Raw genomic sequence first — 12993 nt, 5'->3', positions numbered from 1 at the left:
TCAGCAGACTGCAAATCGTAGCTTGCGTCACTGTCCGAATTTCGGGGGGTAGCTCAATGGATGGCTTATAGTTCAACAAGTTTGCGCAAGTTGTGGCTCATGGCTATTCAGCTTCACTTGTTTCTGTGAGATTGAGGATCACTGTAGCACTGCGTAATCCCTAAACTATCATTTTGACGCAAAGCCCCATGGCAGGCACGCTCCACTTCAAATTGCAGACATCACAACACTGTTCTAATCTCAGAATGAAACACGGCCGAATAAATCTTCAGGATTCTAATTCTATGACTACAAAATATACGCTTGCTGGCGATAGATTTCAGAATAACACTTTCTCTACAGGAATTCAAAAGTATCCTGAAAGTGCGACACTCGAGGATGGCAGCTTGGTGGTCACCTGGATGTCTCCCGATCAAGACGGAGATTCCAACGGCATCTTCGCCCAGCGTTACTCTTCATCTGCTCAGCCACAAGGCGCTGAATTTCAAGTCAACACTTTCACTGATGGCTCACAAGAGAAACCCGCGATTGTAGGCCTTTCCGACGGTGGCTTCGTAATAGCGTGGGCTTCAGCGCCTTTGGAAACCCAACCAGAGCTCGGGCAGGACGGCAGTGGTAGCGGGATTTATGCTCAAGTTTTCGATGCCGAAGGTTTTGCCGTTGGTTCCGAATTTCTCGTGAATACTGTCACAAGAAGCAATCAAGGAACCCCATCTTTGACAGCGATATCTGACGGCGGGTTCATGGTGAACTGGAGTTCTCGGCCGTTAGATGGAGAGGAAAAAGAAGACAGCTTATATGGTGCTTATGGGCGCGTTTTTGAAGCAGATGGTACTGCCACAGGCCCCGAATTTAACTTTAACGAAGTGCCCCAATATCCTCCAAGTAACGTAGCTTCCACGGAACTCGAAAGTGGCGGTTTTGTTGCCGTCTGGAAAGCAAACAGGAAATTGCAAGGCCGGATACTCGATGAGGATGGCACGCCAAACGGCGAAATATTTAGAATTGACACTGATGACGGGCGGATAAATCTAGATCCAGAAGTTGTTGCATTAGAAGGCGGCGGCTTTGCAGTATCGTGGTCAACCAACTACTATAAATACCGTGAATACACATCCGTGCAGGTTTTTGATGAGACCGGGCAAAAGGTGGGTATGGAATATAACCCTAAGTCGCACTTTCACCACTCTGACAGCGGCTACGCCTCGATAGCATCTTTGAGTGACGGCGGGTTTGTACTGGTTCGTCATGAAGGTGGTGCAAGTAGAAAGGCAATTTTTGCAGAGACCTTTTCTGCCGAAGGTAAACCATTAGGTGATGAAATCGTCGTGGCAAGGGATGTTAGCACGCTGGGTTTGCTTTCCGTTGTTGGCGCTGAAAACAAGGGATTTGTAGTTTCTTGGTCAGACCCGAATGGTTATACACCCAATAGCAATGTCTTCAGTCAACGGGTCTCCTACAACACCGAGCCCGATGGAAAAGTGAAAGTCGCAGGTGTAGTACAGGTAGGACAAATAGTTACCGCGGATCTGTCAAAATTTTCGGATGCCGATGGCATTATAGAAGACACAATTTCGTATCAATGGTTTCGGAATGGTACGGTTCTCGTTGGAGAAACAGACGATAATTACGCGTTTACTCCCGATGATTTAGGTAAAAAGTTCCGCGTTTATATTTCCTACACTGACGAAAACGGCGTTCATGAAATGGTGAAAAGTAAGCTGAGTGAATCGGTCCGTGGTATTGGCGAAAACATATTTGGAACCGCCGGCCATGACTCCCTGAAGGGCGGCCAAGGTCAAGACTTATTGGTTGGCAAAGGGGGGAATGACACACTTTCCGGCGGCACGAAGGGCGACATCATACAAGGTAACCTTGGCGACGACAGCATCTTTGGCGGTGGGGGAAGAGATTTGATTTACGGCGGTAGTGGCGGTGATCAAATCTATGGCGGCTCAAGCAACGACAAGCTGCGAGGCGGGGAGGGGCACGATTATATTTGGGGCGTTTCGGGTAATGATAAATTGTTTGGCAATCTTGGCGCAGACAGTCTCTATGGCGGCTTCGGGGAAGACGTTATCCGAGGGGGATCGGGTGATGATGAAATTTTCGGAGGTGATGGCAACGACAAAGTTTACGGGAACCCTGGTGACGACCGCATTTTTGGCGGTGCCGGCGAAGACGTTATCCGAGGTGGATCAGGTAATGATGAAATTTGGGGCGACGGCGGCAACGATAAGATTTTCGGCAATCTTGGCGACAACACCATTTTTGGAGGTGAAGGGAACGATAATTTGCTGGGGGACGATGGTAACGATGTGATTTCTGGAGATAGCGGCAATGACAGCATCTTCGGCGGCAAAGGTAACGATACCCTCTCAGGCGGTGTAGGCAACGACTCAATAATCGGTAGCGACGGGCATGATGTGCTCCAAGGTGGAGATGGCCTTGACGAAATTTCAGGTGGGAAAGGAAACGACGAAATTTACGGTGATGGTGATCGAGATTCATTAAGCGGCATGAACGGCAACGATACGCTTTTTGGCGGAGATGGCGCCGACCTTCTATTGGGCGGCGAAGGCGACGATACACTTCACGGTGGTAGCGGAGATGATGAGCTGAAGGGTGAGCTGGGCAACAATATTCTAACTGGTGGCGATGGCAGTGACACCTTCTGGTTTTCAGATGGCAACGACACCATCACTGACTTTGATGCCCTAGACGAGAACGAAAGCATCAACTTAAGCTCAGCCTACGGGATCGTGAGCTTTAACGATCTGATTCTAGGTGGGCACACCGAACAAGTCGGAGACGATGTCCTAATTACTGATGACCGCGGCGACTCTATCCGAATGCTTAGCGTCCAAATGACTGACTTGGATCCAACAGATTTCATCTTTTAGATAATGGGAGACTGAACGGCACCTTGAGTTTTGGGAACACCATGGGCGGATTGCGGACCTTCGCCGCAAATGCACCTGTGTTACTGGATTGGCGTCGAAGCGCACTTTGGCTAGGATTAGAGCTTCGATTGGAGCACTTGACCTGCTTCCTCTTCCTCCTTCGTTGCCTTAAAGACAACATTATGAGCATACTTGCCTTCAAGAGAAATGTTCCCATCATGTTCTCTGGACGCTATCATGTCACTCGGTAGGTTTCAAACCGTCTTACAGGTCACACAACTAAGGCTGTCACTTTGGCGAAAATCGGGCGTAACCAACCCTGCCACTGCGGCAGTGGCAAGAAGTACAAGCATTGTCACGGGCAACTCGTTGGCAATGCTTTTCGTCCCGGTGTCAGTGATGCTTTCGAAGCGAAACTAAAGGAAGTTGAGGCCGAGAATGCCCAACGCCAAAAGCAACAAGGGCTCGGCAAACCAATTATCTCAACTGAGGTTCAGGGACAACGCATCGTTGCCGTGGGGAACCGTGTCTACCACTCGCCCAACTGGAAGACTTTTCACGACTTCCTACGTGAGTACATCTTTATAGTGCTCGGGCGAGACTGGACCGAAGAGCAGCGAAAAAAGCCACCTAAAGAGCGCCATCAAATCGTGCGATGGTTTGATCAGGCAATGAGTGATGCACGAAAGATGGCCGCCGAGAAGGATGGAATGTTTTCTGGCCCCATGACCGGGGCGCAACGGGCGTTCCTGAACCTTGCGTATAACTTGTATCTCATTGTGCATCACTCGGAGCCGGGTAAGGCCGAAGCGATCCTTCAAAGTTTTGTCCATCGTCTCAAGAGCGCAAGAACCGACGACTTCATCGGAAAGCTATTTGAAACGTATGCCTCGGCGGCAGTTCTCAAGGCTGGTTTTGAGATTGAGTACGAGAACGAAAAGGATGGAAGCGAAAGCCATGTGGAATTCGTAGCTACGCATCCACAAACCGGGCGTCAGTTTGCAGTCGAGGTGAAGGCCCGAAATAGAACTATCGGCATGGACGGGCCGATCGACGACGCCAAGCGCTTGCGTGTCGGGCAAAAACTGTCGAAGGCGCTTCGAAAGTGCACGGACCATGAGCGAATTGTCTTTATCGAGGTCAACATTCCTGATGTCGTCGGAGAAGACTATTCGGGAACGTGGATCGAGTCCGCCCTTGATCAAGTCAAAGAAGCAGAGGGTTACCTTGATCGCGTCGGGAAGCACTATCCCCCAGCCTATGTTGTGGTGACAAATCATGCCTACCACAACAATCTGGAAGCGGCAGATATAGGTTTGCAGGCAGTAGCAGACGGTTACCGCATCGCCGATTTTGGCCCCGGCGCTCAGGTCAGCCATTTCAAGGATTACCTGAAAAATCTCGAGCGCCACAAAGAAATCCTTACCTTGTTCGATTCACTGAAAGAGCACAGCCATATCCCAATCACGTTTGATGGGGAGAATCCCGAATTTGCGTTTGGGGAAGACGGTGAGTCCCCCAGACTGCGAATTGGATACGAGTACATGATTCCAAGTGAAGGAGTCGAACTGGTCCCGGGCGTGTTGGAACAGGCCATCGTCGTGGAAGCTTGGGGAAAAGCTCAAGGCGTGTATTGCCTTAAAGATGGACGGCGCATGATGGTCTCGCATGAACTTACAGAACGGGAATGGGCCGCATGGCGGCAACACCCTGAAACGTTCTTCGGTAGACTCGAGGAAAAGCGCTCGGAACCACAGAACTGGTTGGAGTTGGCAGAATTCTTTTACCGATCTTACAAAGACACGGGCAAAGAACGGCTTCTGGAATTCATGGCCGGTGCAGAAGATTTCGACGAACTTGCAAGGATGCCGCAAGACCAATTGGCAATCGCTTATTGCGAACGAACAGCGTGGTCTGCATGGCTTCAAACCGACAAAAATGACGAATAGCTGTGTGGCGAAGGGGAGTTTCAGCGACCTGCCAAGAGAAAAATGTATAGAATTTACCTCAAGGAGTTTTTTAGTGAAGAATATTTCTCAATCCGATACTAGACACTCTTCCGACCTGTCGGGTGTTATGGCAATCTGCGTGGCTCTTTGCATTTCAATGTTTGCGGGGTTTGTGGCAGGAAATAACGAATTCCCTGGGGGATACTCACGTGCCGACATTTGCAATCAAGATTTATCTTTGGAGCAATGCATCGCTCTTAGAGCCGCAAGGGCAACAGAAGAAGCAACGTTTATTTCTAAATGGCTACTGTGGGTCACTGCGGGTTCTTTGTTGGCGAGCACCTCTGCATTGATTGCGTTGTACTTCACCTATCGGCAAGGACAGTATGCCCTTAGAGTGGCCGGCACCGCTAATCGAATTTCGGACAGAAATGGCCAAGCTCAAGCTCGAGCCTACGTGGTTCTTCAGTCGGTTGAGGGTAATCTAAGTATAGAATCCCATGAGCGTGTTAGGTTATCTGTTAAGTTGCTTTTTCATAATTCAGGACTTTCCCCAGCACTACGTTTGAAAACACTAAGTGTCGTCAGCTTGGCTGTCCACAAAGGAGACGAGAGTGTCCAAGGTGTAACCGCAGGGGAGGAATTTGATCTTTCAGAGTCTCATTGGCAGCAAGACATCGGGGCTGGCCAGAGCTGGAGCCCTATTGGAACAAGCTGGATCCTTCCAAAGGGAGCTGAGATATATAGTTTAATTTGTCACAATGAAGCTTTTAATGCGGTAATCGTTAAGACATTGTTTCAATACGAAGATGTATTTGGAGTGTTCCACAAGGAAACGGCCTGCTTTCAAGGACACATTGCACATGTCGACCCAGGCGGCACCTACACGATGCTTGAGCGCGGGCCAGATGATGTATATGATCAGCAAGCGTCACGTCGGGCCCCAAAAACAGACAGCGACACACCAGCTTAGCCATAGAGCCATCATTTACTCAAGGAAGGCGTAGCAGCTAACTGGTTCCAGCATCAAAGCTGACAGTCAGACTACGCGAGTTGTGCTACTCTCCTTCCTTTGGACAGGAATAGGCGTAATTTTTAAGTTACTCGTAGCACCTGCTGGTGGGGTTGATTGATATCGTTTTTCTGCTAACGAACCAGCGTTATTGGTTTGCCGCGCAAAGCGGCCTCGGATCACACCTATTTGTCATCATGACCTGCTCCCCATTGAGTCCGCTAATTTAGGTTAGCTCTGTTCAGGTTTTGGTCCTCTTCTGACCGGTTAGCATATTCCGCTGGCGTCAGGCCAGCGAGGCTTGTGTGCGGACGGTGCTGGTTGAGGTCGTTACGCCACGCAGCGATCAACCGGCGGGCATGACGTAGATTGTCGAACAGGTGCTCGTTCAGACATTCATCCCGCATCCTCCCGTTGAAACTTTCCACAAACCCGTTTTGCATCGGCTTCCCCGGTGCGATGTAGTGCCAGTCGACCTTGCGGTCTTCCTGCCATTTCAGGATCGCATTGGAGGTTAGTTCTGTGCCGTTATCGCTGACCACCATGCAGGGGTATCCACGCATTTCAGCGATCCTGTCCAACTCACGCGCAACGCGGTCTCCAGACAGAGACGTATCGACCACGGCAGCCAAACATTCGCGACTGAAGTCGTCGATCACGTTCAGAATGCGGAACCGACGACCGCACGACAGGCTGTCTGACACAAAGTCCAAGCTCCAGCGTTGGTTCGGCCCTTGTGGGATCGCCATGGGTGTTCTTGTGCCCACTGCGCGCTTGCGACCGCCCTTTGCCCGGCAGCACATGCAAAGCATGTGTGAGAGGTGCGCTTACGGACGGTTAACCCTTCTTCGCGGTAGATCCGGTACAGCTTCTTCCAGTTCACATGCCAGCCTTCGCGCTTCAGCAAGATATGCAGCCGTCGATAGCCAAATCGTCGTCGTTCAGATGACAACTCTTTCAGCCGGTCTCGCAAATCGATATCTGCCAGACGCTTTGACGTGCGCCGATAGACACGCGGATCGATCCCAGCCAAGGCACACGCCCGTCTTTGATTGTATCGCTTCTCTGTCATGGCCCAATCCACAGCGCGTCGCCGAGAACCGGGCCTCAAAAGTTTTTTCCCAACATCTCCTTGAGCGTTGCGACATCCATCATCTGTTCCGCCAGGAGCTTCTTCAGTTTGGCGTTCTCAACCTCAAGCGACTTCAACTTCTTCGCGTCAGATACCTCCATGCCGCCGTACTTGGACCGCCATTTGTAAAACGTCGCATCGCTGACGCCGTGCTTGCGACAAAGCTCCTTTGCGCCAAGCCCAGCCTGATGCTCCTTCAATATCCCGATTATCTGCTCTTCACTGAAACGGCTTCTCTTCATCGTTAGTCTCCTTGTTGGAGAACAGACTAACTCAAAACACCGGACTTTTCAGGGGAGCAGGTATGAACTGCCTTCCCCTGCAAGCGTTTTGTTGATGTCCCTTTGACCTGCTTCTATGTATTCGGTCTTTCGATGGAGCCATTCGATTTGCCCCGGACCAAGATGGGAAGTCGCGCGCCTCATGTCTCGTTAGCTCATCGGCACTCTGGGGGCCATGCTCCCCGTCAGACTGACAAGACGCCTATTGGTCGTTGGTCCATCTCCTCCTCGCTCGCAGTTTCCTATATGTTGCGCGGTTGCGTGTCTATGCGCCCACAAGCGCCGCGGGACGATATCGCTCGCCTTTCGTCAATACGGCCCAGGCGATCCGCGCCATCTTGTTGGCCATGGCAACGGCAGCGACATTCACGTGGGCCCGCTCTTTCAGCCCATCTGCCCATTGCGTTATGGGCGATGTTCGATCTCGCACAAGATGCAAAACGGTCCGCGCCCCATGGATGAACAATTTGCGGAGGTATCGGTTGCCATGCTTTGAGATGCCGATCAGCTTGGCTTTTCCACCTGTGGTGATCTGACGTGGCACGAGACCAAGCCATGCGGCAAGATCGCGCCCTTTGGCAAAGCTGCTGCCGGTTCCAACAGCGGCCACAAGGGCGCTGGCAATCGTTGGGCCGACGCCAGGGATTTCCATCAAGCGCTGCATGTCGGCATCTGCCTTGGCCAGAGCCTTGATCTCGGTGTCGATCGCTTCGACCCGGTCGTTGATCGTGGCCAGCTCCGCCATCATGTCTGACAACATCGACAGGATACGGTGCGAAAGATTAGCGGTGCCTGTCGCAACCAATCTGACCAGCTCTTTTTGGAAGACGTGGCGACCTGCTCCGACCCGAATGCCGCGCTCCATAAGAAAGCCCCGGCCTTGATTGATAAGGCGTGTCCTTTCGGTCACCAGCCGCTCGCGGGCTCGGTGCAGAGCCTGAAGATCAAGCTGCTCTTCCGATTTGATCGCGACGAATGACATTGTCGGGCGCGTCGCGGCCTCGGCGATCGCCTCCGCATCACGGTCATCATTTTTGTGAACCTTGACGTAAGGCCGGACATAAAGCGGCGACATCAGCCGAGGCTCATGTCCGTGTTGAAGGCAAAAACGACCAATGTGATGCGCGCCCCCGAAAGCCTCCATCGCAACAATGCAGGGGTCCAAACCTTCCAGAAAGTCCAGCAACCGGTGCCGTTGAAGGCGCTTGCGGTACACGACCGCGCCTGTTGCGTCCAATCCCGCAAGGCTACAAACGGCCTTGCCCAGATCAATGCCCAATACTTCAATACCCATCAGAATGCTCCTCTCTCTCTCCACCTATGCCCGCAACAATAGCTGCGGTTTGGCGGGAAGACAGTTCATCCCATTAGGTCAATCAAACAGGTCTCTTTGCTTTAAACTGGCAAGCTTTCCGACCATGTGCCTTGCGCGATCTAATAGATACATTAGTTCTTCTGACTGCTTTTGGCTCTCGCGATTCCTCACATCTTGCTTTCGCTGCAACGCCTCAACATCCGTTGAGCTGTCGACTTTAAAACGACCAGAAACATTTGCAAACAAGTTGACCGTCATGCTTGAAGCATGAGCTGTCCTGAAAGGAGGGGCGGATTTAACCTCATTGCGAAACATCGCCAACTCTTCAAACGCAATATCAGCCTTTATCGGTGTGAACAGATCACTGCTTGAACACATATCTCTAACGACGCGCCGCCCAAGGCAATTCCCAATAGTCAATGCATCACTACCGTTTTGAAAAGATGAGAGTACGCCAAACCAAAGTGCTGCCGAAGGCAGTTTAGGGAGTACCTCGTCTAGTAAAGATATCTGTGCAAATGCCCCGTTACCGATCATTGAAATTATGGCACCAGCCAAGAACTCCCGGCTAAGTGCATCGGAAGACGATTCTAGAAGCTCGGGGAGAATTTTTCTTACTATCCGCACTCTTTCTTCACGCGAGCGATCAAGGCCGGATGCATTTCTTGCAATCCCTGGAAAGTCTCTCATGAATGGGGATAGCCACTCATGGGATGAGTGGTTAGCGGATGTGATCTGTATAAGTGCTTGAGTAATTTTTCTCTGAGACCCACGGGTTCTGGGTGAAACCTTCCCCGTGAGAACATCGGAAACAATACTCCAGACCTCAGCTATTTTTTCCGCCTTCAAGAACAGTTTATCAGAATGCTCTAAGCCTCTGACCGTTTGCCATCGGCGGGATATATCTTCAATTCTATCGTGGCCATAGCCCTGCCAAACGGCTTCGGATAGGGAGGCAGATAGAGTTGCTTGTACAGCTGAAACAGAAATTTTGTCGAAGGCTTTGCTAGGAGCACGCGATTGAGTGTAAACTTCGGCAATAGCAACGCCTACGAGACGTTGAATCGGCAAACTCATGTGGCCGTTGGGTAAACTCGCATTCGCTAGTTCTGACAGAATCTCAAACGGAACTACCTTATAAAACGCTGAAAAGGGCCTGTAATTGGTGAGATAGGTTCCAACAAAAGCGTAAAAATTAGCGATTCTATCTTGCGGGACCGCAATGACTGGCTGTGACTGGCCGGTTGGCTTTGGGTCTGCGTAAATGAGAGCGATGCCATCGCCCAGCGGTTGACGCATCTTTGCTGCCGTCAGCTTTGTCGGCTTCGGTGATGGTTTCCCATTCATCCAGTCTAGGAAACCCTCTCTGTCAAATAAGCAAATCTGCATTTTTCTTCCTACTCGAACAGATCATCAAGACTCGCCGCCGCCGGTGGCGGCAAGCAAGCTTGAAGCCCATTTTCGAACCATCCGGGAAGCGAGTCACCATGGTATACAGACAAAGACGTCTTACACCGGGTTACCGCTGTATAGCACATCTTCTTTTGAAGGGGGAATTTCTTCACATATTCCATGCCAAGCAAATGTGCTGCACGAAACTCTAACCCCTTGGCTCCGTTGATAGTTACAACAATCACACGCCGCTCACCGTCGATGGCTGCATACTCATCATCCCTTCTCTGGACCTGCACATAGTCGGCGATCTCGGATTTCAAGATATGTTCAGAAATGATGGCCAGTTCACTTTTCCTCGGACACATGACACCTATAAGCTCATCAGGGTACGCATCCAATTGCACCTTTATCTGTTCGATTGCTCGTTCTATTTGCTCTTCTATTTTGGTATCAGGGGCAGAGATCACTGTTGAGGGGAAGCTATCTTCGTCATAGTTTGTGGTGGCTTCCAGGCCATCGGGCGAATCGATTTGGCCTTGGATCCCGTCAGCAACGCGGCACACATACATCCCATTTCTGTAGTGTGCATTTAAGGTCGATACTGTGGCCCCCTTATCTTTCAAAGTATCCAGTGCACCATCTATCGGGGTCGAAATGCGTTGTTTGCTGTCGCCAACGGCAAACAACCTTGAGGTAAACCGTGAAATCACTTCCAGTTCTTTAGGTGAATAGTCTTGGGCCTCATCTAAGAGTATGCAATCAAACTGGTTTTCAGGTTTTTCCTGATCAGCCAATGTAGAAAGCTCGACCAATAATCGCTCCCGCAAAGCGTCAAAGTCTGGTTCGTCCAGATCAACACCATTTTCCCCTAGAAGGGTTAACCCCCATCTTACATAGGTTTGAATCTTGTCGCTTGTGAATGGGTAGTGGGCTGAACCCGACGCAAGAAATTCTTTCAAGACCCTGCCAAATGCAAGGACCACCAGATTATTCAAACCGTTTCGATGCAAATAGGCCGCACGTAAAAGTAAAAGATTGGTTTTTCCGCTTCCGGGCGGTCCGAGAACAAGGTGATGTCCATCTGGGTTAAGTGCGACGACTTTTTTTTGCTCGTCGTCCAAATCGGTTGCGTTGGTCCACCAAGTTGCAGCCATGTTTATTCATCCTCAAATGCGCTTAAATCTATTGCTCGATCAATACCAGCGGGGCCGTTGTCTTGAGCTTGTTCGACAGCAACGTAAGTGCATTGTTCAAGTATGCTGGCGATCCCATTCGCTGAAAAAATTCCGCTAAACAGCTTTACCGGTTCCGCTTTCTCATCGTCCTCGAGATCTCCAATATGTGATGACGAACACAGTGAAATTGCACCAATATTCGCGTCAAGAATTTCGATTGAATAACAAATGGTTAACTTCATCGGCATGCTGAAGTTGTTGTTCGGACCAAGCACGACGGTGACTTTGTCTCCACATCTGGTAACAACTACTGGTGGTAGGCTTGATATATTGCTGGCGCGGATGCCGCGAACCTTCAGCTTGATCGTATCAATGACTGTTTGAAGTAGCTCTTTGGGATCAGCCTCGTCGTTGGTATCTTCGACCTCCACGGCTTTGGCGATTGCTTGTCGGCTTGTGACTCTGATCTTGGCTTCTTCTGCCGCAGTTGTGCCGACGTTTGGCGGGAAAAAATCGCTCCAGTCTAAAACATCGGTGCGAACGCTTGGCTTTTTGGCTAAACATGCTTTCGCCAAGTCCACTAGATAGCTGGGAACTGACTTATTATGGATGGTAGGAACATCCTCCTTAACTGCAACAACCAATCGGCTATAGGGGATTGATCGGTCGGCGAATAACTCCTGTCGCATAAGTAAGTCATGCAGCACGCCACCTATTTGGTAGAAAGTTAGTGCGCGCCAACCCAATACAGAATCTTCCTCTTCTCTGAAAAGAAACTCTGGAGAGCTATACTGAAGGGTTCCGACAAAGGATTGAATGCCATTGTCGTCGGTAAGACCGACCTCCCCAACGGGCCGTAAAACACCAAAGTCCAGTAGAACCAGTTTCGAGTGGTCATCTAATATTGCGATATTTTCCGGTTTAATGTCGCGATGGACCAAGCCTAGATCTTCCAGAAACATTCCGCATTCGGCCAGTTGTGAAATCAACGATCCGACGTTGTCCATCGGTATGTCTTGAAGACATTCCTTTAGGTTCGGGCCGTCCAGATATTCCATAATAAGATAATGGTTACCCGTGTTGGCATCAACGCCACCACTATATAGCTTCACCATATTCGGATGTTCACAGCCAACCAGCATCAATTCGCGATTGATTCTCGCCAATTGGGTCTTGTCCCCGTACTTTTCAATTAACTCATCATCGAAAATTTTTATTGCGGCTTTCTCGTCCCCTTTTCGAGCGAGGAAAACCGCAGCTGATTTGCCATGGTTTATTAAACTTTCAACAGCCCATCCATCTATGGACTGTCCCTTCAACTTGGTCTCAAGTTCACTCGCTCTAACATGATCCATAAGCAAAATTCTTCGGTAAATTAAAAGATTAAGGTATTCCAGTTCTCTAGCACCATGCAGAAATTTTTAAAACGCACAACCGTAACGTAAATAATTTTTTTGGTGGCCACACATGTTAAGCTACGGCAAAGCCGAAAGAGTTATGCCCGTTCGGCTCTGCTTTCAAACTCTGATTGCCTTACACTGGACGAACTGGCTGGATCGCTAGGTTCGGGAATTAGGGTTCGAGCAGAGAAGCTGTTTGGCAGAGGACGTCAAGAGAGGTGCTGAGAAAATGCAGTTTCAAGATATCCTGGTCGGCGAAGTGCTTCCGAAAATTCTGACAAATGCTGATCCCTGAAGACACATTTCCCAAGTTATCCGCTAGTATTTTTCCCTTGCAGCGAAAGTCCGCAATCCTCCCAATGTGTCAAACACCCATGTCCGCTAATGGGATGTACCGGCTGCTTCACCCAGCAGGTTAGACTGAGCTTAGT

General features: G+C 50.1%; 7 protein-coding genes and 1 pseudogene. 3 read left to right on the top strand and 5 right to left on the bottom strand.

Annotation, left to right across the window (positions count from 1 at the left end; all coding sequences use genetic code 11):
• Nucleotides 1–284: 284 nt before the first annotated feature.
• The 3 genes from C0U40_RS19990 (at nucleotide 285) to C0U40_RS19980 (ending at nucleotide 5825) form a co-directional block, all read left to right on the top strand.
• On the top strand, nucleotides 285–2903 hold the full coding sequence (locus C0U40_RS19990) for a hypothetical protein (protein ID WP_180957761.1): 2619 nt from the start codon (nucleotides 285–287) through the stop codon (nucleotides 2901–2903).
• A 293-nt stretch (nucleotides 2904–3196) separates the two neighbouring features.
• A complete protein-coding gene (locus tag C0U40_RS19985) occupies nucleotides 3197–4852 on the top strand; it encodes an SEC-C domain-containing protein (protein WP_101657558.1) in 1656 nt (551 codons plus the stop codon).
• A 73-nt stretch (nucleotides 4853–4925) separates the two neighbouring features.
• Nucleotides 4926–5825, top strand: coding sequence for a hypothetical protein (locus C0U40_RS19980; protein ID WP_145991964.1), 900 nt, complete (start codon nucleotides 4926–4928; stop codon nucleotides 5823–5825).
• A 260-nt stretch (nucleotides 5826–6085) separates the two neighbouring features.
• Here the strand turns inward: C0U40_RS19980 and C0U40_RS19975 are convergent.
• The 5 genes and pseudogenes from C0U40_RS19975 to C0U40_RS19955 form a co-directional block, all read right to left on the bottom strand.
• Nucleotides 6086–7238 (bottom strand): annotated as a pseudogene (locus tag C0U40_RS19975) (IS3 family transposase).
• A gap of 304 nt (nucleotides 7239–7542) precedes the next feature.
• Nucleotides 7543–8571, bottom strand: coding sequence for an IS110 family transposase (locus C0U40_RS19970; protein WP_101657556.1), 1029 nt, complete (start codon nucleotides 8569–8571; stop codon nucleotides 7543–7545).
• A 78-nt stretch (nucleotides 8572–8649) separates the two neighbouring features.
• Nucleotides 8650–9981, bottom strand: a complete 1332-nt coding sequence (locus C0U40_RS19965) for a hypothetical protein (RefSeq protein ID WP_101657555.1) — start codon at nucleotides 9979–9981, stop codon at nucleotides 8650–8652.
• Nucleotides 9982–9989: 8 nt separating this feature from the next.
• Nucleotides 9990–11141 (bottom strand): UvrD-helicase domain-containing protein, encoded by a 1152-nt coding sequence (locus tag C0U40_RS19960; protein ID WP_101657554.1) that lies wholly within the window; start codon nucleotides 11139–11141, stop codon nucleotides 9990–9992.
• Between the two features lie 2 nt (nucleotides 11142–11143).
• Nucleotides 11144–12517: a serine/threonine protein kinase gene (locus tag C0U40_RS19955; RefSeq protein ID WP_101657553.1), complete on the bottom strand. Its 1374-nt coding sequence runs from the start codon at nucleotides 12515–12517 to the stop codon at nucleotides 11144–11146.
• Nucleotides 12518–12993: the final 476 nt, after the last annotated feature.

Origin of the sequence: Neptunicoccus cionae (assembly GCF_002860325.1) — a bacterium.
GTDB classification, from domain to species: domain Bacteria; phylum Pseudomonadota; class Alphaproteobacteria; order Rhodobacterales; family Rhodobacteraceae; genus Amylibacter; species Amylibacter lutimaris.
The sequence above is the reverse complement of the archived record's forward strand: the minus strand, read 5'-3'. Positions and strand labels throughout refer to the sequence as shown.